The 21,704-nt window shown below is 40.7% G+C and carries 22 protein-coding genes; 7 read left to right on the top strand and 15 right to left on the bottom strand.

Going from position 1 to position 21,704, the window contains the following annotated elements; all coding sequences use genetic code 11:
* Window positions 1–171: 171 nt before the first annotated feature.
* The 9 genes from M8E35_RS15865 to M8E35_RS15825 all read right to left on the bottom strand — a co-directional run bounded on the left by M8E35_RS15865 (window position 172) and on the right by M8E35_RS15825 (window position 12,598).
* A complete protein-coding gene (locus tag M8E35_RS15865; protein WP_252470175.1) occupies window positions 172–366 on the bottom strand; it encodes a hypothetical protein in 195 nt (64 codons plus the stop codon).
* 48 nt (window positions 367–414) lie between these two features.
* Window positions 415–2,274, bottom strand: coding sequence for a radical SAM protein (locus M8E35_RS15860; RefSeq protein ID WP_252470174.1), 1,860 nt, complete (start codon window positions 2,272–2,274; stop codon window positions 415–417).
* On the bottom strand, window positions 2,249–3,838 hold the full coding sequence (locus M8E35_RS15855) for an ATP-binding protein (RefSeq protein ID WP_252470173.1): 1,590 nt from the start codon (window positions 3,836–3,838) through the stop codon (window positions 2,249–2,251). The genes M8E35_RS15860 and M8E35_RS15855 overlap by 26 nt, the downstream gene beginning before the upstream one ends.
* A 29-nt stretch (window positions 3,839–3,867) precedes the next feature.
* The gene (locus tag M8E35_RS15850) at window positions 3,868–5,598 is read right to left on the bottom strand and encodes an ATP-binding protein (protein ID WP_252470172.1); all 1,731 of its coding nucleotides are present in this window, start codon (window positions 5,596–5,598) and stop codon (window positions 3,868–3,870) included.
* 15 nt (window positions 5,599–5,613) lie between these two features.
* On the bottom strand, window positions 5,614–6,780 hold the full coding sequence (locus M8E35_RS15845; protein ID WP_252470171.1) for a hypothetical protein: 1,167 nt from the start codon (window positions 6,778–6,780) through the stop codon (window positions 5,614–5,616).
* 515 nt (window positions 6,781–7,295) lie between these two features.
* Window positions 7,296–9,563 (bottom strand): DEAD/DEAH box helicase family protein, encoded by a 2,268-nt coding sequence (locus M8E35_RS15840; protein ID WP_252470170.1) that lies wholly within the window; start codon window positions 9,561–9,563, stop codon window positions 7,296–7,298.
* Window positions 9,564–9,577: 14 nt separating this feature from the next.
* The gene (locus M8E35_RS15835; RefSeq protein ID WP_252470169.1) at window positions 9,578–10,663 is read right to left on the bottom strand and encodes a DUF429 domain-containing protein; all 1,086 of its coding nucleotides are present in this window, start codon (window positions 10,661–10,663) and stop codon (window positions 9,578–9,580) included.
* A 337-nt stretch (window positions 10,664–11,000) separates the two neighbouring features.
* Window positions 11,001–11,816: a nitroreductase family protein gene (locus tag M8E35_RS15830; protein ID WP_252470225.1), complete on the bottom strand. Its 816-nt coding sequence runs from the start codon at window positions 11,814–11,816 to the stop codon at window positions 11,001–11,003.
* Window positions 11,817–11,947: 131 nt separating this feature from the next.
* Entirely contained in the window at window positions 11,948–12,598 is a 651-nt protein-coding gene (locus M8E35_RS15825; RefSeq protein WP_252470168.1) for a flavodoxin family protein, read from the bottom strand.
* 198 nt (window positions 12,599–12,796) lie between these two features.
* On the opposite strand from M8E35_RS15825, the gene M8E35_RS15820 reads away from it, so the two are divergent.
* The 3 genes from M8E35_RS15820 to M8E35_RS15810 are packed head-to-tail and all read left to right on the top strand — an operon-like array spanning window position 12,797 to window position 13,869.
* On the top strand, window positions 12,797–13,165 hold the full coding sequence (locus M8E35_RS15820) for a winged helix-turn-helix transcriptional regulator (protein WP_252470167.1): 369 nt from the start codon (window positions 12,797–12,799) through the stop codon (window positions 13,163–13,165).
* A gap of 60 nt (window positions 13,166–13,225) precedes the next feature.
* Window positions 13,226–13,648, top strand: coding sequence for a flavodoxin family protein (locus tag M8E35_RS15815; RefSeq protein ID WP_252470165.1), 423 nt, complete (start codon window positions 13,226–13,228; stop codon window positions 13,646–13,648).
* Window positions 13,636–13,869 (top strand): hypothetical protein, encoded by a 234-nt coding sequence (locus M8E35_RS15810; RefSeq protein ID WP_252470164.1) that lies wholly within the window; start codon window positions 13,636–13,638, stop codon window positions 13,867–13,869. Before M8E35_RS15815 ends, M8E35_RS15810 begins: the two co-directional genes overlap by 13 nt.
* 181 nt (window positions 13,870–14,050) lie before the next feature.
* Here M8E35_RS15810 and M8E35_RS15805 read toward each other — a convergent pair whose 3' ends face one another.
* A complete protein-coding gene (locus tag M8E35_RS15805; protein WP_034597720.1) occupies window positions 14,051–14,356 on the bottom strand; it encodes a helix-turn-helix domain-containing protein in 306 nt (101 codons plus the stop codon).
* Window positions 14,357–14,730: 374 nt separating this feature from the next.
* Window positions 14,731–15,042: a helix-turn-helix domain-containing protein gene (locus tag M8E35_RS15800; RefSeq protein ID WP_252470163.1), complete on the bottom strand. Its 312-nt coding sequence runs from the start codon at window positions 15,040–15,042 to the stop codon at window positions 14,731–14,733.
* A gap of 120 nt (window positions 15,043–15,162) precedes the next feature.
* Here M8E35_RS15800 and M8E35_RS15795 point away from each other — a divergent pair, with 120 nt between their 5' ends.
* Window positions 15,163–15,396, top strand: a complete 234-nt coding sequence (locus M8E35_RS15795; RefSeq protein ID WP_252470162.1) for a helix-turn-helix domain-containing protein — start codon at window positions 15,163–15,165, stop codon at window positions 15,394–15,396.
* Window positions 15,374–15,592, top strand: a complete 219-nt coding sequence (locus M8E35_RS15790; protein ID WP_252470161.1) for a hypothetical protein — start codon at window positions 15,374–15,376, stop codon at window positions 15,590–15,592. Before M8E35_RS15795 ends, M8E35_RS15790 begins: the two co-directional genes overlap by 23 nt.
* Window positions 15,593–16,002: 410 nt before the next feature.
* Here the strand turns inward: M8E35_RS15790 and M8E35_RS15785 are convergent, their stop codons facing one another.
* Entirely contained in the window at window positions 16,003–16,239 is a 237-nt protein-coding gene (locus tag M8E35_RS15785) for a hypothetical protein (RefSeq protein WP_252470160.1), read from the bottom strand.
* A gap of 50 nt (window positions 16,240–16,289) precedes the next feature.
* A complete protein-coding gene (locus M8E35_RS15780) occupies window positions 16,290–16,472 on the bottom strand; it encodes a hypothetical protein (RefSeq protein ID WP_252470159.1) in 183 nt (60 codons plus the stop codon).
* A 478-nt stretch (window positions 16,473–16,950) separates the two neighbouring features.
* Here M8E35_RS15780 and M8E35_RS15775 point away from each other — a divergent pair, with 478 nt between their 5' ends.
* Both M8E35_RS15775 and M8E35_RS15770 read left to right on the top strand, forming a co-directional pair.
* Entirely contained in the window at window positions 16,951–18,039 is a 1,089-nt protein-coding gene (locus M8E35_RS15775; RefSeq protein WP_252470158.1) for a GTP pyrophosphokinase, read from the top strand.
* Window positions 18,040–18,479: 440 nt separating this feature from the next.
* Complete coding sequence (locus M8E35_RS15770; RefSeq protein WP_252470157.1) at window positions 18,480–19,367, top strand: hypothetical protein; 888 nt, start codon at window positions 18,480–18,482, stop codon at window positions 19,365–19,367.
* A gap of 21 nt (window positions 19,368–19,388) precedes the next feature.
* On the opposite strand, the gene M8E35_RS15765 is transcribed toward M8E35_RS15770, so the two are convergent.
* Together M8E35_RS15765 and M8E35_RS15760 are read right to left on the bottom strand one after the other, a co-directional pair.
* Complete coding sequence (locus M8E35_RS15765) at window positions 19,389–20,309, bottom strand: DMT family transporter (protein WP_252470156.1); 921 nt, start codon at window positions 20,307–20,309, stop codon at window positions 19,389–19,391.
* Window positions 20,310–20,496: 187 nt separating this feature from the next.
* The gene (locus tag M8E35_RS15760) at window positions 20,497–21,609 is read right to left on the bottom strand and encodes a vWA domain-containing protein (RefSeq protein WP_252470155.1); all 1,113 of its coding nucleotides are present in this window, start codon (window positions 21,607–21,609) and stop codon (window positions 20,497–20,499) included.
* Window positions 21,610–21,704 lie beyond the last annotated feature (95 nt).

Below are 21,704 nucleotides of genomic sequence, written 5' to 3'. Positions count from 1 at the left end.
ATCATAATAACCATAGTGACTCTGAAATCAGCTAATTCCCACACAGCTTAAGGGAGAGGGTTAAGAAACGTGTTGATCTATACCCTAAACCGCTACGGAAAAGCGAGAGAGAGGCATTGTCCCAGGGGATAATACCTCTCCTTTACATTAATCCAGTCACCATTTACTGCCTCACAGCAGCTCCTTATAAAAACCAAGACCTTTATCCCCATACGTACCAACAATAAGTCCTCTATCGAGGAAACCGTTGCGTTCTTCACAGCACGTTTCCGGTAACAGCGCACAAGCATGGCAAGCCGCAAAGTTGAGTGATTCACGTCCTTGCCCATGACTGTGGAGGGTCATGGAACCTACGCGAAACGACAAAAAGTGACTGCCCGTAAGCTGTTCCGCCGAGTACATATATCTTGAATATCAATCTCTCTTTATCCGGTAATACTCCAATACTTCACGCACAAACTTATCCCGACAATGTTCAATATCCTCGTATGCAAATCGGTTCCTCGCGATTATATCTTTGGCAACTTGCAATTGTTTCTCGTCGAGAGCGTTGAATTTATCCCACCATTCGTTCACAAGATTACTTTCATCATCATAATGACTTTGGTATTTTTCCGCAAGTCGAGTCCGAAGTTCTTCATCGTACTTTCGGCGGTAAATAATAAATGCTTCTGGCATCCAAAGAATTTTATTATATTCATCAATATCCTTTCCAAACGCTTCCTCAAAAAATGCTTTGCCACGGCCAATTTTACCTTTTGTAGCATTAAGTACAGCTTGTATTGCACGAATAAACTTACGGTTCCATTTATCTCCAATGTAATCACGATTGCGGAAATAAGTTGGGTCATCAATCGGATGGTACTTCATTGGAAATGAGTAAATTGTGACGCCAAGTTCTTCACAAAGATCTATGTTAATCCTCATTCGATAGTATAGTTCTTCCGGCTTGTCTTGATAGTTATAAAGTAGATAGTTTGAAAGGTCGGTAATACCGTGTTTAGCTGCTGATTTTATCGCCTTTATATAAACCTTATTCATAGAATAATGGTCAAATGCGATACGAAGCGGGCGAATATTGATTTCTGATAGTTTTGCCATTTTTGCGTCAGTGACCAATCTTGCGTCGACACCCTGGTTAAAATCAATATAGCGTGCACGTCTCATGTTTCTAAAAGCTTTATCATACAGTGGGCGAACTGTGTCGTCAAAAGCAAGGATATTGTCTTTTGTTGCCACTTCGGCGTACAGTAAATTTAGCTTTTCCCGTTTGCGATAGAAGTCGCCAGCGTCTTCTTCGCTCATTTTTTTTGAAAGACGGTCATAGATTCCAATCATCTTTTTTCTATACGCTCTAATATTATAATTAGCTTTCAGATTATCTATGGCGAGGCTATACTCACTTGGGGGCATATACGTTGCATCTTTCGCAAATCCACATTCTTTTATTTCATCAATAATTCCATCAAAACATTTTGATGCAAATACGTTATTGTCCATTAAAAGAAGGTCTTTTTGTGCACCGAAGCGTTCTTCTGTCTCCTTGATTTGTTGTTTTAGAGCTATATAATCCTTGTAATCCGGTTCAAGTCTTGGCACAGCACAAAATTCACACTTATTTACACAGCCCCTCGTCATGTAACCAAAGTACGCATTATTTGCGGGATACTTATAATCTATCTCATCAAGGATAGAGTAATCTAACGGCAATTCATCAATGATATCTTTATTGTCGTTATCTAAAATTCCGGGTGCGTTTAACAACCCTTTATGAGGGTCAATTCCAGTTTCTTTTATAATTTCATCTGGCAAAATGGTTGACGAAATACCTCCCACGAGCATTCTACCGTCGTGCTTACAAAAATTCTTTGCATAGTTAATTGTGTCAACCGTTTTACTCCAGTAAAAAGTAAACAGCGTAGTAATGCCTACTATGTCAAATTTCGGAAAGTCCTCAGCCTTGTACCGAAGGCGATATACTTTAATTTTTCTCTCTAACTCGCTATTCCGAAAGTCGGGGATAGCATCTAATGGAGCATATTTTCCCGTCTTAATGTGTTCAATCAGTTTAGGAAAGTGTTTGCCAAGAGAAGCATCTCCAACTTCATCAAAAAATTCCTCACAAAGGAGCCTTGCAGCAAACTCTTTAAGATTTCCCTTAAAGAATCGCACATCATCTTCAAGGCGACGATAGTATGTGGCTAATTTCATTAACCCCATAGGTGGATATTTATTTTTATAATCTGGCTCAATGAGCAACACTCTTCGATTCATTTTGCAGTTCGCCCTCGATCTTTTGAATTATAGTTTCAGCTATCTCTTTGTTCGTAGATGTAACAATAATGCCGAATATTTTTGAAATAAGTTTCCGTTCTTTTTTACTGTAATTTGATAGCTTATCCGTTCTCCACGGAATTTTGGTGTCCTTTGTAGTATCTGGTTCGGGCGGTTTTGCACTTATTACTATATGTGGTTTTTTAGTGCGTTCCGTTTCAATACGTTCAATTAACCTTCCCATGACGTTATTATCTTTTTCATCAGCCTTTTGCTTTTTCTTTTCAATTTCTTTTTTTGCTTCTTCGGCTTTGGATTTTGCTTTCTTAATTTCATCGAGTTCTGCTTCTCTGTGTGCGGTATCAACGAACACGCCATTCGCTTCTTTTTCCTTAAACTCTGCTTCTTTTTTTGCGAAGTTATCTATCTTATCAAACGCACTATTTATGGCAGAACCGCCATAATATATACTTTTGAGTTCATCATTAAAATAGAGTTTAAGTTCTCGTTCAAATCGATTACGTGTTTCATTTTCATTAAAGTAATCTCTCTGTGAGTTAGGTATTAGGTCTTTTGCCACAGCAAAAACTTCGCCAATAAAATAATGATGCCCCCGGTCTTCTTTGAATAGTTTTTGCAGTGCGTCGTCGTCACCTATCTGAATATTCTCTTTACGCAAGCGAAGACCTCGCATTTGGCAATCCTTATTAATAGACGCCTTGAAACGCGATACACCCCACCAAATCCATGCGAGAAGATTCCCATCTAAATCTCTGATATCTTTAAATTCGATAGAAAAAATTTCATCATCGCCTTTGGAGGTTTTAAAGTTCGTCTTATACTTCTTGAGCACTGCTTCACCATTCAGCGTGATATCATATTCATCAATATTATACTTTATTTCTTCAGCATGTTTATGAATCTCTTTTCGGAATATAAAAGTGTTTATATATGGAACAGGAGCCACAAAAGACAGGTATTCCTTTATTTGTGCAAAATCAAGCAAGTCAGTATTTGCATCATTAATACCAACAAGTTCAACCTTAAACCAATGATCATTGGGATTCGCCTTGTCTTCAGTCGTAAATTCGTTTATAGAATGAAGAACATCACTTGCAGTATGTTTTTCACCTTTGCTATTTGCAACAATCAATTCACGCATTTTTCGAGCATTGCAGCGCATAGTGGAGATAATAGTTTCGCCTTTTGCAGTCGATGTAAAAACCAATTCTCTACAATAAGCAAGCCCACATAGTCTACCAATACCACGAAAACCTTTATCTTCACCTATTTTCTTATCAGAATCAGCAATGTTACCTAAAGTTTTCTGAAAATCAGAGGCCGGAATTCCAGTTGCATTATCTTCGATAGTGATTATACGCCTATCGGGATCAAGCCAGATATGAATTCGTCCTTCACTTCGAAGCAAGAGTCCGTCGCGTTCTGCCTTGTCAATTTGATCACATGCATTCTGTATATACTCGCGATAAATGACTCTTGAATCTTGGTACATTCCTGTCGTAAGATTCTCTAATATATTTGCACCGAAAACATATTGGTACATTAATTCACTCCTCTCACTTTAATTGTTTGTTAATCCTTGAATTGCTTATAAATCGGTTTTGGAAATTTTATTTTCAGCAAGGAGCGGAAAATTGGATTTTGAACTAGATAATCTCCCTGTTCTAATCTAGTCAACATGTTTTTATACGTACTCGGTAAACTCCCGTAATCCTTGGTGGCAGTTTCAATAGAGTTTGTTCGACCATATGCGTGAGTAGAACAATTGCCGGTGACTCGCTGATGTATATTAGAACGGAACTGTTCAGCACCAAAAAGCACAACGCCGAGCGAGCGACCACGTTCGGTGACATCCAAAATTTCCCTCAAAATTGGTGATGTCTTTGGAGTCTCTTTGGAGGCGTATTTATTGAGTTCGTCAATGAATACAATGATTCTCGATGGTGGATTAACGCCATCATCGCCGTCATATTCACCCAATTTCAAATTGTAAATTGTACGCACCGCGTCTCCAAAAACAAATGCTTGTTTGTCCTCAGGTAGTTTAGCAACATCAATAACACAAACCTCGTTTTTACTTATGTGTTTTAAAGCGTCCGCCAAACGGCATTCATGCTTGCTTTGATCTGGACGATTTGCAAACATATCATCATTTTTAGTTGCTTTGTTGATAATACGTTTAAACTTTCTCCAACTAAGCACAGATATTTCATTAGAAACCCTTTGCTGACCTTTTGTTGAAGGTTGCGACCTTTGCGAAAGCTCATTTACCTTATCTCTGAAGTCTTGCCATGTTACAACGCGCCCACCACCAAAATCAGGGTCCAAATCATCAATAATTTTACTAATTATCGACTCCATTGTTTGTTGTGGGTCATCAACATCTGCAAACAACATTTCAAGGCTTTCCTTATCATCTTCATACGAATATTTGAATTTTTTAAGTTGTTTATATTCCATATATGCCTTTACATCATCTGCGCCAAGATAGGTGCTTCTTTTTGCTGATGTATTGCTTGAAAACGGAATATAGTATTTGACGTTCTTGAACGGCTCCGTGGAAAGTTTAAGGGTTTCATAGTCAGCAAAAACTCTTTCTTTTTCACCTGGTTTGTCGGCAATAAAGTCATTGGGTCTATCAATTGCCATAAGATCTTTGCCTTTGACATTAAAAATAACAAAAGCAACACTATCATTGGTATCGATATCGGCTTTTATGATGTAATGGTCTTGAATAGCTTTCATCAGAAACATAGCGTATGACGTCTTAGATGCAAGTCCTGAAATACCTGAGATATTTAGATGTGCGCCCTCGGGACCCAGTATGAATTTCGAATTGAGATTCACAGGCAAGGTAATCTCGTCAGTGGTTCCCTCATACATTTTCAGCGAACCGCAAACAAGAGGGTTCTGAACTTTGTCAAGCCCCAATGCCATAGTTATTTCTTCAGCTGTAGCCAGATATACTGGGGCGTTATTATGAACAGGAGTATAAAGATTTTTATCGTTAAAAGATATAGCTGCTTCAGCATAATTCATCCCTACGCGCAAAGTTGGCTCTTCGACATTAACATCTCCGAAGTCGCTGGAGATGAAATTGGTTAAAAAGCTCTGGGCGTCGGTTATATGAGAGATATTCTCAATCATACCAAACGAAAACGAGTTGTCAATATGTTTAACTTTAACTATATCGAACGCATGAAGCTTCAAATCTGAGTTTGTCCAGAAGTTGAACTTATCCATTGTGGTCGGTGTTTTTTCGGTGGCAAGTACACGCCCGATCAGTTTATTTTTACTATTCATTAATTTTAATCCTCCTCAAAATAGATGCAGAAAACTTTCTGTACTCAGGTATTTTGACTTCACAAAAGACTCAGTGAGATATACAGGATAGATGTGATTCGCCCAACGCAAATCTGAACCATAGCAAACAGGATTTCGTTCGTTTATCAAGTACGCACTAAGCACATCTACAAGGTCACTATCTATGCCATTGTCAACATCTTCTTGTGTCACGAGAATTTTCTCGACTTTCAATATTCCATCAAAAGGAGTTCGGGTCCGTTTCTTATCCCTAAGTCGGATGTACCACACCGCAAACTGGATATCATCACCTAAAAAATCGCTAACAAAACAGGCTACAGGCGTTCGGTGATAAAGTGGTAAGTCAGCAATAAATCCCGGGTTTGGTTTCCCATTAATATCCAAACATACTTCTGGGTTGAAATTCTTTGAGGCCCCTAATACCCAACTGTAATTATTTTTGAACATCTGGTATTTCCTTTTGTCAGCCTTGTCCTCTTTGGTTGGCTTATATTCAAGCGAACCATCTTTAACCAAATAGTTATCTTGGTTCAACTTTCCCTCACGAACAAGCTCCGCGACCAGTTCTTTTTCACGTTCTATCATCCGGTCTTGGATACACGCAGTTCCCCTATCTTCAAACTTCTTGTCTGTATTCTTTGCTGTTTTATATGGCAATATCGTAGAAAACTCTATACCAACCCGTCTTAACTCTGCACATTCATTTAGCTTTTTGGCTGTTGCATTAAAGAAACCCGGTATTCCGTCAGCGTCAGCAATATCTGGCAATGCCAGTACTATCTCTCGTTTGAATTTCTCTGGAATGACTGCCTTATTAACTCTACGACAGCAGCCCACTCCAATTTGTCCAGCGATTACTGGATAAATTACACTTCTGCCATTAGACACTTTATAGGCAATGTCATCAACTTTAAACACCCTACGAGAACCATCAAGAAAATAAGTAAGCAACTGCTCATTCCTTGCCGCAAGTTTTTTTCCTAAATTTTCAAGAGAAACATATTTGCGGTGAGGAGTAGTCTCAGCGGTCTTTTTCCATATGATTGAATCATCTCCATATTCTATGAATGGGCGTTCAGCGTGATCAAGTCCGTATTTGTGAGCCTTATAGCTTTTGCCTCCGGTTTCCTTCGCCAAGACAGTCATTATTTTCTCCGCCATATGTTATCCTCCTATGATGACACAATTATCATTTTTTGACGAATAGGTGTCGAGTGAAAACTTACATTTTTAAACGGTAACCAATACTAAACAATTTGTCAATTGGATTAATTTTAGACAAAATATATTTTACCACAGTACTACGACATAAATCTAAATTTAACATTCAACTTGTGTAAAATGCCTCTTTATTATAGTCTATATGTCGAGTAACGGTAAGTAGAAAAGCACCTGCCTTCATTGAGCAGATGCCTTTAATATGAGGAGAATATTCCATTTACTTATTCATTCCAACCTCAACCGTTACCTGTTTTCCCTTTTCCCCTACCGTATATTGCAGTACACAGGTATCCACGTACTCCGTCCAAGGAAACATATCCACAGATCCGAATTTCTTACCACATGTCTACCTTTTCGAAGTTTCCATATTTCTATTACACTCGCAGCAGGGACTGCCCTTCCCTAAATTCCAACACAAATATCGCTTCTATAGCGGCTTAATCAACTATATTTAATTAACCCTTTATTATTCTCTTCCTATAATACTCCTCCAACTTCTCATCACACCAACCAACAATCCAGCCCTTATCCGCCTGAGTCATCCTCTTCCAAACATGTCGATTAAACTCCACATACTCAATATCCCGGCACCGGCTCATAAACCGCATATCCTCAAACCGCTTAAAAGGATTGCTAAAGATATTTCTCTCAACATCCTTTCTCGTATATCCGGCTTTGCAATACAGGCTAGATTTCTTCTCAACCACCAGCCCGCTATCTTTTCTAGCCCTATAAAAGTCCATGTAGTAATTAACCATATCCTCGACCTTAACTCTTCCCTTTTCGTCAACATGCTCAAGCATGGCCTTGAGCAGTATCGGCTTATAGGAAAAGCTCATATCCATCGTCCTGACCATGTCCATAAACCTATCTTTCATATTGGCAGGGTTGATCAGCTCCCAGCCGTACTGTTTAGCATAGCTCTCCACGGTTGCTTCCTTAAAATATTTAAAGTTCCTTTTATCCCCGAAAGGCACCTCTAAATCAGGGGTTATCTTTCCTTCACGCAGGTACCGTTCGATGGTTTCTGTTTGCACATCAACCATCCTTACGAACTCCAGCTGAGATATCATCCCTTTCACTTCATCCTGCCAGTTAAATAGATCAATCAGCTCGTAATCCGCGGCATTCACCGGGAAATCCAGAGAAACAGACGGCTTTTCTCCTCTGGCGATTAAATCTCTGTCCAGTTCAAACTGTTTCTGGGAAGCAACAACGTACTCTCCTGCCCTATATTCCTTCAGGTTAAACATCCTGTGTAGGGAGTAGGGCATATTAAACAAGCCCGCATTATCAATAAAATCAAAAACCATCAGGTAGTCCTTACCCGCGCACTTGCGCATCCCCCGTCCCAGCTGCTGAACATAAAGTGTCTTGGACAGCGTCGGCCTAGCCATGAACAAAACTTCTGTTTTCGGGCTGTCCCAGCCCTCGTTTAAAAGGTCACAGGCACATAAGACTTGGATATCCTCATTTTCATAACGATCTAAAATCCTCGACCTTTCTGCTGACTTCATTGAACCGGAAACAGCCTCACAATTAATTCCCTTTTCCTTAAATAAAGCTGAAATCTCCTGAGCGTGGTTTACAGAAGCACAGAACACCACGGTTTTCTTATTCCTAACATAATTCAGATAGGTTTCTGCTATAAGCTTATTTCTCTCCGGCACAAAGAGTTTACTTTCTAAGTCCTGAGCGTAATATTTAATGCCATTGATTCTCACCGTGGAAAGATCCACATTGGTCTTGACCCGGATACACCTGATGGGAACAAGTTCCCCTAATTCCACGGCTTGCTGCAAATCCAGCTTATGGGCCACGTTCTTAAAGTCCTCCAGGATGCTCTCGCCATCGGCTCTGTCCGGGGTAGCCGTGAGACCCAGAGTGAATTCAGGTTTGAAATAACTCAAAACCTTCCTATATGTATCTGCCGTTCCATGATGGCATTCATCGACAATGATATAACCGAAATCTTCCGGTTTAAACCCTTCCAGATTTCTGGCAGCACTCTGAATGCTGCTGCAAACAACATAAGCGTCTTTAGCTTTTTCTTCGGCAAAATAGAGACCTGTCTCCGCCTGATCCCAAAGTTCTTCAAAGGTACCTTTAGCCTGGGTTATTAGTTCTTTGGTATGAGCCAAAAACAGGGTTCGTTTCCCCAGACGTTTGGCGTCACTGACTGCGGTCACAGTTTTTCCGGTTCCGGTAGCATGATAAAGCAGAGCGATACTCTCCCCTTGATCACGCATGGTCTCTAGGCTGTCCAAAGCAGCTTGTTGATGTTCCCGCAGTTCAATCACCTTGCCCTTCTGCTTAGGCAGATAATCCTCCAGCATTCTGAAGGAGGGTATTTCCCCGACAAAAATCCGCAGTTCGTCCTTGACCTTTTCAGGTTGGTGCTTCAATTGATTGTATACCCAGCGGTAAATCTTCCAGTTATGATAGATCAGGCTGTTTTGCTTGGTAAGGTCATCATAATATTTATTAGAAGAAACCTTATTGGGGTTATGATAGGTTTCACCATCAATCTCAATGGCAATTTTTAAGTCTTCACTTTCCAGAGCAAAATCTATGGAGCGTCTATTACCATAAATATCGGTGACCGGATACTGAAGAAACAGATACTCCGCTTGATCCGGACCAAAGGTATCACAAAACAGCTCGACGAAGAGGTCTTTGGCGACACTGCCCAGGCTGCCCTTCTGCTTGATCTTTTCTGTCAATTCCCTTCAACCCCTCAACTGTCGCTTACTTCTTTCAGCAGGGGCTTATCCCGGAAAGCGCCTCTCTCCTCGACCTTTTGCTTTCTGATATCCTCGAATTCCTGCCGAGAGACCCCTTCATAATTCAAGATGGCGTAAACGACTTCAACTAAATCCGCCAGTTCTTCAACCTTTTGGCTGTCCAGGTACTCCTGAAGCTCTTCCCCTAACTTGACGTTTAATAAATTCAGGTATTCTGGGCCTGAAACCTTTTCAATAATGGCTTTCTTGCCGTTGTCTTCGATGATCTGGGGTATCTTATCGCGAATCAGTTTATTGTAGACTCGTATCCTCTCTGATTTGCCGTCACGGACCTCATTCTCGTCTATTATTGGAATAGTAATGAACCCATCCTGATCATCACCGAAAACCTTCCCCTGATGCTTGGCCAGCCAATAAGCGGCGTAAGCACATAAAAAAGCATCCAGCTTGTCCTCAAGGTTCTTAAACCCCTTCTTAGACATAGCTTGAATGCTCGATAAATGATTGAAGAAATCTTCTATATTATGGACGGGGGGATTGAAATCACTTAACCTTTTTAAAAGGTTAACCATCCTGCCCATCTCCGTTTTAGTTGTTTCAAATTTGATCTTATGTTTGATTTTATATTTAACAGGAAAAGCATCGGGAAAAAGGCCTAAAGTTATTCCCGTGGGAAAGGTTTCGATAATCACGTGCTTTTTATTGGTTAGGTCACCGGTGAGGGCAAAAGCCGGCATCCGCTTTCGAATGGCTTTGACGACCTCTTCTCCTCGAACTACTCCGAAGTGGTTGAGCATAAAGCTTTTACTGCAGGTGAAAACGGACAGATTCTTACCATGAATTTTCTCTCTCATAATAGCTCCGTCACAGTATCTGGAACCTGTTTCGTTATTCACGATTAGGGGAGCATCAATCCCTACGATGGCTCCTTCTTGAGCATGTTCTGCAACGATGTCCGCAATCATTTCGTCGCTGAAAACCTGGGACTCACAATAGACGATTTCCCCATTGTCAGCGATCACACAAATTCCCGATTCATTGGCATAGGTCCATGCTAAGTCGATTCCGATATAATGCATTTATTTAACCCCCAAAGTCTTTGGCTTTAAGTCAATTTTCAAGCGAACAGTCTTTTGGACATCATTTGACGTATATTTTCTTTTTCGCCGAACTTCCTGCTTTTCCTTCCACCAATCACCAAATATTTTAAAAACGATAGCAAGGGGCGTCCATTTTCGAACAAGCATGACTACTCTCGATAGATTAAACTATAAAAGGGTACCCTATAGGTACCCTAAAAGCCCAAAAATCAATCTTTACTAAGCGATTCCAGTAACTTCTGAAGATAGTCGATTTGTTCTGGTGTTTTGCATGTTGAGGTCAATTTTGAAGACTTTCACCGGAATATGGGCTGCTTTAGCCCCACCACGACACTTGCAAGGGATTTCTGTCCACTAATCGTTTATAAGTATACTTTGGAAAACCTACTAACAATCCACCGGTGACAACCATGTTTTCCGGCAGGTTCAAGATACTCAGCAAGGGCTGATAATTGGCAGAGGCGCACCCTTCAAAGAATCCCGCCCAACATGTTCCCAATTCAATAGCCGGGGCGTAGAGCTCAGCGTATGCAAGGGAAAAATGGGTATTATCCCGTCCACGGGGGTGAAAGTCCTTTGCAGTCATAGCCACAATCAGACATGGAGCGTTTCGTAATATGACATCTTGACCGGTTTGGCGATAAGTTTCCACCACTCTCCTATAATACTGTGCCCATGCAGAACCCTTTTTTAATTGTTCTTCCATCCAATCAACTGTAGCAGCCGTTATTTTGCCTAGTATTTCAGCGTTATCAATGACGAGATAAGCAATCCCCTGAGTGTTGCCTCCGCTTGGGGCCAAACGCGCCATATCGAGGAGCTGCACTATTTTTTCCCGGGGTACGGGATTTTCTTTGTAGCGGCGAATAGACCGTCGGGAGCGGAGAAAGCGGGCTGCAGTGTCAGCGTCAAGGACAGGTACATTTTCAAGGGGCAACTGTTTGGCCATCGGTGCCTTCACGTTATCTATTGCCGCCACAGGACACACAGCTACGCAGTGTCCACAGGCAATACAATTCCGTTCTGTGGCCTGGGGCATTTGGTTTTCGATAATGATACTTCCTGTGGGACAGATTTCTGCACAGATTCCACAGCGGATACATTTTTCCTGGCTAACTTGAATCAGATCCATACTCATACATTCATCACTCCTACTTCCCTCTTTTTCGGACTTTTGTAAATTCTTCATATGCTTACCGATATATTGATGTGGAAGCTCTTGTCTCCCTTTCATCATGAGTAATTTGGTAAATCCCCCTGTTGTTAGATCTCAGTGGATGCCAGCCTGATTCCCATTTCCAAAGCCCTTTGACAGTCAAGCGGAAATTGTTCAGCTTTCTGTTTTGCTTTAGCCTCTTCAGAGAACATCGATGATTCATATTTTTCATAATCAGAAAATTGATAAGTATCATAGCTGTATAGAGTTGTAAGAGGATTTCCAATGGTTTTGGCAATCATCATTTCATGTAAATTTAAACTTTGCTTAAGCCCAAATTGCTCGATTTGTTTTTCTGATGCGTTCAAAGTATAGATAAACCCGGCTGGGATTTTCCTGGGATACACTGTTGGTATTTCCGGATTATAGATGCTATGGGAAAACAAGAAACGCTCTAAAAGTGCCCTCATACCGGCTGTAATGCTCATATAGTAAATCGGTGAACCAAAAATAATCCCATCAACTGTTTCTAATTTTTTCAGTATCTCTGCTAAATCATCCTTCATGGCACATTTTCCATGCTGCCCGTCTTTTCGTTTACACGCAAAGCAGCTGATGCACCCTTTGAAATTCAAATCATTGAGATGAATCAATTCAGTTTCAGCTCCTTGGGAAGCAGCCCCTTCAAGAGCTTTGTTCAGCAAGGTTGCTGTATTCCAGGTTTTTCGCGGGCTGCCGTTAAGAGCAATAATCTTCACTATAGTTCTCTCCTTCAATGATGTTGAATTTTTAAATACTGTTTAACTTTTAAAACACATTTTGCACAGCTATTTTCGTTACCTTAATACATGCTATAATTATAGTACTTGGTACAAACTATACAAGTACGCAAATTATTTTGACTAAGTATATTATTTTTTACTAAGTATATTTTATTTACTAAAGGGGCTCGATAGATGGGAAATAACCGAAGTGATAAGCCGTTAACTACCCCTGTTCAATATTTGTTGCAAGTACTCGGCAGCAAATGGAAATTGCCCATACTATGTACCTTAAGCAAAAAAGACGTCCTGCGCTTTAATGAGTTAAAACGAGAATTAGCCGGAATTACAAATATGTCCCTAAGTAACTGCCTGCAGGAATTAGAGCATTACAAAATAATCAAGCGCGTTCAATACCTGGAAATGCCGCCTCGGGTGGAATATTCCTTAACGGACAACGGCAAAAGTTTGCTTCCTATCTTAAAGAATCTTGATGAGTGGGTAAACAAGCAGCTGGAAATTAATTGCGAAAAAGCACAGGAAACCGAACCGGGGGACTCTTAACCATTTAGAAATGACAGGGCGCGGAACCGTGCCGGTCTGCATAACGAGGAGGAATAAAACATGTACATTTTCAGTATCTCAGGCAGCCCCCGAAAGGGAAGCAACACAGATCTATTGCTGGATGAAGTACTTAAAGGCGCTGCAGATGCCGGAGCAGAAGTTGAAAAAATCTACATCAGCGATTTAAAATTTGCCCCCTGTGTCGGGTGTATGAAATGCAGGGCTGATCGGGTCTGCCGGTTAGCGCCGGATGATGTCAATATGGTGGTAGAAAAGCTGGACCGTGCCGACGGCATTGTTCTGGGGGCACCGGTCTATTCAGGTCATGTACCCGGACAGTTTAAAGCCCTTTGCGACAGACTGGTGGGGCAGGTCATGAAATTTGACTTTACAGAGGGTAAAGCCAATATCACCAGTGCCCTGCCCCTAAAGACAGAAATGGTGTGGCTATCGGGGTCTGCGCCTCAAGTATGCCTGGTATGACCGATGCCGTACTGCAATTTTTAAAACTTAATCTGGCTCAGCACAAGAATAATGGAACAATCCAGGAAATTAATGCTGACGGGATGGCAATCCCTGGCCTAGTTAACCTTGAGGCCGAAAAACTGGAGAAAATTTTCGGAGCCCAGGGGCAGGCTGTTTACGAAAATGCCCAGTCGTTGCTGAAACAAGCTTACCAAGTAGGTAAAAATTTAGTTTCCTAAGCAGCCGCAGGATGAGTGAAATCCCAAAAGATGCCGACGCTTGAAATCGTCGGCATCTTTTTTCTTTGGAGGAACTAAAATTTACGAGTTACGCAATGGACGACCGTAAGCATGTTCCGCCGACTACTCTCGATAGATTAAACTATAAAGGGTACCCTATAGGTACCCAAAAGCCCAAAAATCAATCTTTACTAAGCGATTCCAGTAACTTCTGAAGATAATCGATTTGTTCCGGTGAAAGCTTTTTCGCGGTACCCAGTAGTCGTTGGATTTCCGGTCCTAAGACCTGTTCTTCTTCAGTGAAGAATTCCGCAAGACTAATGCTGAGAGCAGCGCATATGCTTTCGAGGGAACCAAGAGAGGGTTTAGAATCGTTGGCTTCAATTTTATAAATTGTAGTCGGGTCCAGTCCAACTTTCTTCGCTAAAGCATTGGCTGAAATTCCAACTGTATTACGAAAGAACTTTATTCGCTGTCCGTAATTCATTTCATCACATCCTGAATATAATTCATGTTCAATTATATCTGAATCGCACAAATGTAAGTATCATGAGTTTTATTCATTTTTAGCATCGACATGCTGAATATAATTCTATAAGGGTGACAAACCTCATATAAAATGCCTATTCCAAATTGGACTTCGCCGTCCATTTTAGAATAGGCATAACCTTTCTTATCCCAAATTGGCCTGCGCAGGCCAATTTGAAATAAGCTGGATTATTCTTATAGGTTAAATATCAGTTAAAATAAAAGTTGCTCTTCAGTTATGTAATCCTTCATTTCATCTTTTACCGGTTCCCCTGTTTAACATTTTTTGGGCAAGACACTATGGTAGCTTCTTGGTACCCTAAAGCCAAAAAGTTAATCCTTACTCATCGATTCCAACAACTTCTGAAGATATTCTATTTGTTCCGGCGAAAGCTTTCGAGCTGTATCCACCAGACGGCGAAGTTCCGGCTCAAGCTGCGGGCGTTCCTCGGCAAAAAATTCTGTAAGCGTAATATTAAGAGCCAAACATATCTTTTCAATCGTGATAGCGTTTGGTGATTTTTTCCCAGCTTCTATGTCGCTAATTGTAGTTTGCCCAATCTCCGCAATATTGGCCAAATCTTTTTGACTTAACTTATTCTTTTTTCTTAATTCCAAGAATTTAGAGCCATAATCGATTCCCATTATTTCACTCCTATCGCTAAAGCAATTATAACAAATAAAAAAGCCACTCCATAGCACGCTAAAGCGGTTGAAGTATATCGCAAAAGCAATTATAATTGTTGATAAAAGGAAGTATGGTGTATGCAAAATCTAAACTATTTTCGAACCAAACAAAAATTGTCTCAGGCTGAGCTTTCCAGACGCTCGAGTGTTTCCCAAACCTATATTTCTGAACTGGAAGCCAACAGAAAACAGCCTACCTATCCTATCCTGAAGAAACTTTCTGCCGCTCTCGGTGTTAGTATTGCCGAACTGATCGGAGAACAATCCTCTAAACAGCGGGAGGAAAACGATGTCCAGACAAGACCTCAGTGATTTTGAGATTGGCTATGAATATGTCCGTAAGCGTTATTCGTTTTTGTCCAAACATAGCTCCCAAGATTTATGGAAACTGGGAACCGCTTATCTGCAGGCAAGGGGGGCTAACGCCGAGCTTTCCCGAGGCATGGGCTTCTATTTCTTGGAGTTAGGAATTAAAACCCGCCTCTCTGAGATTATCACGGACAATTAGAAAACTTGGCAGCGCCCACACACACACGAAGACACTGTCTTCGCACGAATTAGCCCTTCTTGCAGACACTGTACCTGTATGTCTCTTCTGTTCCTTTTTCACAGAATATGTGGCCAGACTCATGAGGGTGACAAATTGGCCTGCGCGGGCCATTTTGAAATAGCCCGGGTTCTGACCTTGGCGTGTTGGGCTCTTCCAGGGCCCTACGCCCTATTCCGACTGCTGCCGCTCCCTGTTCAATAATCAAAAGATTGAGTTTGAGACCATTTCTTGCCTTTTTCTATGCCTTCTTCTTTACTTATCTTTATAGCCTCTTTCAGTCTCAGTTCTGCTCTCTTATCGCTGCCTTCTCATCGAGGACTTGCTTTTTGCCTTGACCAGTATCCATCCTCCTGAAGCAATAATCCAAGTTATAGTTTTCCAGCCAGGTAGCTCTTTACGGTTTTTACATCGTTATTGTTCTTTGAATCGTTTATTTCTTGATCCAACTTCAGATCATTAGCAAAGGACCCGTCGGCCTTTTGAAAGTAGACGGTAGCTAAGGGAGCATTCCCTTGTCCAGCATAACCATCATCAACAATGATGATGATATCTTTCAGCCCGTCTTTACTCACATCTTTAAATGAAACTGCTTTAACGTCTACCATATAGGGGAAGGTTGCCTGAAAATTATAAAGGATATCCCCCTTTTCATCGGTTAAATAAAATACTGCCGGTATATGGCTGCCTCCTGGGTTGGAGCGGGCATGGAAGGTTTTGCAGTCCCCACTGCGGGTGATGCCTCCCTGGGTTGTTGGGGGGTATTAGTTGGAGCTGTTTTTCCGCATCCTGCTGCAAGTAGGGCAACTATCATTGCTGCTAAGAGTATTTTGCTTTTCATTTTTACCTCCGTTTTTAACCCTATCCGGAATGGGGTGAAATTTGCTGATCCTTTACTATTTCGTCGAAGGTCTTACTTTTCCTTCCACCAATCACCAGGCCTTTTAAAACTATACCAGTAGAAAAGTTGGTGGTAAATTGCCCTACATGGAGAAAATTGCACTAATACAGATAGTTAACTATATCATTTATATGTTCACAGGCACAAAAAGGTGAGTACTTGTATATTTACCACTTGTTATTATAATGAAAGTGTCTGTAATCGAACCAAGAATTAAGTAAATTAGAGGAAACGATTCTCTAATGGTCAAAGGTCAGACTGGCCAGGGTCTGACGTCTTTTAGAATACAAGCCGCCGTTTCATTGTGAACGGTGGCTTTGCTCTTTTACAGACAAGATCATTAGCCTTTTAAATAGTAAACTAAATGTGATAACATAATACCTAGAAAGAAACTAACGAAGCCGAAGGGAAATTTAAGATGACCAATCAAAATTCAGCTAACATCATTGCTAAATTTGATCAAGTTTATCCCGTCTATGCCGATTTTACAAATGTCACCGAAAACCTGTTAAAAGGAATACTTCAGCTTAAGGGCATCAACGTTCACTCCATCACTTCCCGGGTAAAAAGCCGGGAAAGCTTAAAGAGAAAGGTCAATCGGGAAGATGATAAATACACCAAGCTGGAAGACATCACCGATTTAGCCGGGATTCGGATTATCACTTATTTCGCTGACCAAGTGGATCTTATCGCGGGTTTCGTGGAGGAGGAATTTGAAGTGGATCGGTCAAACTCCGTGGACAAGCGGGAATTGATTGACCCTGAGAAATTTGGTTATCTATCTCTTCACTATGTCGTCAAACTTCCCTCCTTTAGGCTCCAGCTTATTGAGTACCAACGCTTTAAAGACTGCAAGTTGGAAATTCAAGTCCGCTCCATTCTGCAGCATACCTGGGCTGAAATTGAACATGACTTAGGGTATAAAAATGAACACGCCGTGCCCCGCGAAATCCGGAGAAGCTTCTCGCGACTGGCCGGATTACTGGAGTTGGCGGATGAAGAGTTTATCAAAATTCGTTCCAACCTCGCTAATTATGAGGCCGAAGTTGAAGCTCAGATCGAAAAGACCCCCACTATGGTGCTTATCAATCAGGCCTCGCTGAAATCCTATGTTCTAAAATCTGAACTTATCCGTAGCCTCGACCAGAAAATCAGTCAAATCGTCAAGGCTGATTTGGAATTAAAGGATCGTTTTTTTGGCTATCTCACCACAGTCTTTAGTTACCTGGGCGTGAAAACCATTGGGGAACTGGATGAAATCGTTCATGACATGGGAGATGATCTCTTAAATTTCCCTCGCAATGGACTCAAAAACAAACAGGGCGAGAAGGTCAATTGGGGTACTTCTTTATTCTACTTAGCTTATGCTATCGTCGGCCGAAGAGGTTCCCCTGAGCAAGTATCTGATTATCTTGAGCACTTCAAAATCGAGACCCCTGAAAGTCGGCAGGAGCTTATCCAACAAATCCTTGCAGCCTATTCTTCCAAAGGAGTCCATTCCAGTTAAAGGGGTATCGAGAGATGAACCGTTTCTCACCTATGCGAGGTTGTTCAAACATGATCACCTCTATCTTATGACTGCCTTCAGCAAAAGGTTACTGCCATCCATGACAGGATTTTTTTATATCTGTGAATACCTATATTCCATAAATGCGAATCTGATTCGCCAGCAATAAATAATTTACCTTTTTAGGGTCTGTTACGTATATTTTCTATACCAAGAGAGAACCTACAAATTAGTGCGTTCTCTCCTCTCTCGGCATATCAGCTCAGCTAGTCCAAAGGACATTGGCACCAACTATTTGAACAGGGAGCTCGCCAAACCATTCTAACTGATAATGGCCCACAATTTATATGTAATGCGTTTGAAACAGCATGTGAGACCCTTAGAGTAGAGCATGAACGTATATTTAGCACTAGTAATGGAATGAGGTATCGTCTAAATATATGAACTACTTTTGGACTAACACAATATGGTATGTTTTATTAGGTATTTTGACTTTAATCGAATTAATTTTTGTTATGGTTAGAGTGGAAAACCGCAAGCTAACGATTGCCTTTTACCTAACTTTATTGGGTATTGTTCTTCATTTTGAAACGATAATCTTTATTTTTATGGATGCGTATGCCTATTATCCTATGATAATTAAAAACCCACCAATGCCAATTGACGATATGCTTATGGGAAATCTTTTTTCCCAGACTTCCGTATCAGCGACAGCACTTTTGGTTGCAGTTCTTAATTTAAAGTATTATTGGTTTATTATATTTGCCGTGATGTATGGTATTATCGAAGAATTGTTTTTGTCTTTAGGCATCTATAGTCATAATTGGTATCAAACCTGGATGACTGTTATTTCGTTGCCTATATATTTCTGGGTAGCAAAAAAAATGTATGAGAAAATCATCAGAGGTATAAAGCCGTCATTATACTATGGATATATTTATTTGGGGTTATTTCTCCCTAGTAGTGCTACCCTAACACATATGTTTTTTATATTGACCAGACATCAAGATTTCAATGCAACATTATTCCCCGATCCAGTTACTAGCCGATTCCTGTTATTCTCGGTACATTTTCATTTGTTATCTATTCCAATAATGCTTATATATTTTTTAAGATTTAATTTCATTTGGAAAGCATTGGTTATAATAGCGCTTTACATAATATATTATATTGGTTACAAACTAAATCTGATTTGGATTAAGGAAGGCTGGTTTCTGCCAGTTTCTACAGCAAATATTTTTGGGATGTACCTATCTGTGGTTATCTTGGATAAATTATATGATTCAAACAGAAAACAGAAGCATGACCGAAAATCCAAGATAAATTAATAATAGTGTCATGATCGAAGGTTACAATTCACACGATTCCAGAATGACCTTGTTTTGCTTCATACTCCCGATGACGATTCCCAAGGTAGTGAAAATAAGGGCTAGAATATGTATCCAACCAATTGTCTCATTTAAAAAGACGACACCACCGATCATGCCCGCAAAAGGCATGCCGTTTAAAAACATAGCCGTTCTGTTGGCACCCAAATGTCTAATACCGTCGTTCCAGCCCAATGTACCTAATGCTGTAGCTCCCCAGGCTGATAATAATAAGATAAGTACAGCCGTTGAAGATAAATGAATCTGTCCATAAACCGAAGGCCCAAAGGAAGCCAGCGTTCCGATATTTAGCAATACCCCTCCTATTAAGGTAGAATAGGCGGTCACTACTAAGGTTGGAATCGTCGTTTCCAACAATTTTTTTATCAGCAAACCCCCAATGACATAGGTCAACATGGCTAAGAACATAATGACATCTCCGATTAACGAAAATTCGAAGGATCCATCTGGGGATTTTGAGAATACTACCAAAACAACCCCTGCAAATCCTAAGAGAATTCCGAACCCTAAATTCCTTGTGAATTTTTCGCCTACAAATACGGATGCCAGAAGCGCAGTCGTCAGAGGATTTAAGCCGAGAATTAGGGAAGCATTTGTGGATGATGTGACAGAAACTCCATAGCCCAATAGCAACTGATGTATGCAGACAGAGATTAATCCAATCCATAAAAGCAATCCCCACTGTTTTTTAGTTGGATTATATAACCCGTATTTTTTAAAAGCTAAAAGTAACAAAATGATTCCCGCAAGGGGCATTCTTATTGCGGCTACCAATATTGGCGACATCTGCTGTGTTAGGAACTTAATCATTACAACATTCAAACCCCAAGACATGACAACTAACACCAATGTCAAATAAATTAGCTTCTTTCCTGTTGGCATTGTGATTATCTCCATCCTTTAAGTAACTTCAACATGCAGCGTCCATACAATCCTTTTGGCTCTTCTGCAATAACATTATAATAGCACTTCTTAGCCTGGATATCTCTCATAAATTGAAGAAAGAAATGCGAGGCCGCAACGTTGCCTCGCATTTCTTGTACTACTCACCAAGTTTTCTAGTCTTTCCCTACTCCTTATACTGTGACTCTTCTCCCTTTTCAATGCGGCATGTGCTATCAGGCGTCAAGCCTTGTTGAGTACTTCGTTTCATTAATAACCACACTGAAGCAAAGATAATGGCCAAACTTAGGATCATAGGGATTAGGATCACTGCAACTCCATAATAGCTTGTTTTTAAATTTTGCTGATTATTAACCCCATCTTTATCTTTTTGGGCTGGAGTGGCTGTAAATTTGGCCGTTTCTTTGATTTCCCCCTGATCCCCTGCCAATGATAGGTTTAAATTAGCCTGCAGATTAAACCCTTTAAAATTATCACAGCGCAGCCTAATGACGCTGCCTTTCTCCATCGACGCTTTAAACTGAGCGAAGAGCTCATTTCCGCTCGTACTAATAAAGGATTGGCCACCCGTCTTCTGGGAAATTTGGTCAGCTGCGTTCTTGAACTCCTGATCCATCGAAGCTTGCTCGTTTAAAATTAAGGTATAAACAGGTAATCTGTCAACATCGAGATAGTTTTTAAGATCATCACGACTCAAACAGTCCCCATCAACGCCGCCGTCGGTGATAAGTACAATGATACGCCGCGCAGGAATGTCTTGGGCCGTCCTACCTTCATCATAAGCTTCCCGGATTCCCGAGTATAGATAGGTCCCTGTCTTTGAACCCAAAGAAATAGCATTTCCAGTAGATTTAATCACAGTTTCTACAGCATCGGTTTCTGCAAAATCCTTAATTGTTTGTAACCTGTTGCTGACACCAAAGACAGTCGTTGCATCCTTCGATGTGCCAAAGCCTAATAATTCTTCCAATAAAATTTGAAGTTCACTCAACTGGTTTCGCATAGATACCGATGTATCGACTAGGACCAGGTAGGCAGTGTTTTCAGAGACTCCGCTCCCTTTCTTGACAGACTGAATGTCGGTTATTTGGGTAGGGCTATTGTTAATTTTAATACTCAAATTCTTTTTAAGTTTAGCACTATCCATATCGATGTTTTCCAATTGCACAAATAACGTAATGTCCGGTAAGTTAGCCTCTACTTGAGTAATTCTTATCTTCGATTCACTAGCTGCACTGCTGACGTCGGATACCATGAGAACTATTAGAATTAACAGCATTACACTAAGGAGGTTCCAGCCTCCTTTTATAGTCCCAATTACACTCCTCCCCCCAAAATGAAATGACAACGATATATGCTATGCTCAGAGGGAGT

Source organism: Desulfosporosinus nitroreducens (genome assembly GCF_023897015.1).
GTDB classification, from domain to species: domain Bacteria; phylum Bacillota; class Desulfitobacteriia; order Desulfitobacteriales; family Desulfitobacteriaceae; genus Desulfosporosinus; species Desulfosporosinus nitroreducens.
Note: the sequence above shows the minus strand (reverse complement) of the source record. Positions and strands in the feature narration are given on the sequence as shown.

Bases quoted from the DNA above. Each gene is read 5' to 3' on its own strand.
- M8E35_RS15830 (WP_252470225.1), bottom strand. From the start codon at position 11,816: ATGGATCTGATTCAAGTTAGCCAGGAAAAATGTATCCGCTGTGGAATC.
- M8E35_RS15860 (WP_252470174.1), bottom strand. From the start codon at position 2,274: ATGAATCGAAGAGTGTTGCTCATTGAGCCAGATTATAAAAATAAATAT.
- M8E35_RS15805 (WP_034597720.1), bottom strand. From the start codon at position 14,356: ATGAATTACGGACAGCGAATAAAGTTCTTTCGTAATACAGTTGGAATT.
- M8E35_RS15770 (WP_252470157.1), top strand. From the start codon at position 18,480: ATGAACTACTTTTGGACTAACACAATATGGTATGTTTTATTAGGTATT.
- M8E35_RS15795 (WP_252470162.1), top strand. From the start codon at position 15,163: ATGCAAAATCTAAACTATTTTCGAACCAAACAAAAATTGTCTCAGGCT.
- M8E35_RS15820 (WP_252470167.1), top strand. From the start codon at position 12,797: ATGGGAAATAACCGAAGTGATAAGCCGTTAACTACCCCTGTTCAATAT.
- M8E35_RS15790 (WP_252470161.1), top strand. From the start codon at position 15,374: ATGTCCAGACAAGACCTCAGTGATTTTGAGATTGGCTATGAATATGTC.
- M8E35_RS15780 (WP_252470159.1), bottom strand. From the start codon at position 16,472: ATGAAAAGCAAAATACTCTTAGCAGCAATGATAGTTGCCCTACTTGCA.
- M8E35_RS15785 (WP_252470160.1), bottom strand. From the start codon at position 16,239: ATGGTAGACGTTAAAGCAGTTTCATTTAAAGATGTGAGTAAAGACGGG.
- M8E35_RS15810 (WP_252470164.1), top strand. From the start codon at position 13,636: ATGCCTGGTATGACCGATGCCGTACTGCAATTTTTAAAACTTAATCTG.
- M8E35_RS15815 (WP_252470165.1), top strand. From the start codon at position 13,226: ATGTACATTTTCAGTATCTCAGGCAGCCCCCGAAAGGGAAGCAACACA.
- M8E35_RS15800 (WP_252470163.1), bottom strand. From the start codon at position 15,042: ATGGGAATCGATTATGGCTCTAAATTCTTGGAATTAAGAAAAAAGAAT.
- M8E35_RS15855 (WP_252470173.1), bottom strand. From the start codon at position 3,838: ATGTACCAATATGTTTTCGGTGCAAATATATTAGAGAATCTTACGACA.
- M8E35_RS15835 (WP_252470169.1), bottom strand. From the start codon at position 10,663: ATGCATTATATCGGAATCGACTTAGCATGGACCTATGCCAATGAATCG.
- M8E35_RS15760 (WP_252470155.1), bottom strand. From the start codon at position 21,609: ATGCTGTTAATTCTAATAGTTCTCATGGTATCCGACGTCAGCAGTGCA.
- M8E35_RS15850 (WP_252470172.1), bottom strand. From the start codon at position 5,598: ATGAATAGTAAAAATAAACTGATCGGGCGTGTACTTGCCACCGAAAAA.
- M8E35_RS15765 (WP_252470156.1), bottom strand. From the start codon at position 20,309: ATGCCAACAGGAAAGAAGCTAATTTATTTGACATTGGTGTTAGTTGTC.
- M8E35_RS15845 (WP_252470171.1), bottom strand. From the start codon at position 6,780: ATGGCGGAGAAAATAATGACTGTCTTGGCGAAGGAAACCGGAGGCAAA.
- M8E35_RS15775 (WP_252470158.1), top strand. From the start codon at position 16,951: ATGACCAATCAAAATTCAGCTAACATCATTGCTAAATTTGATCAAGTT.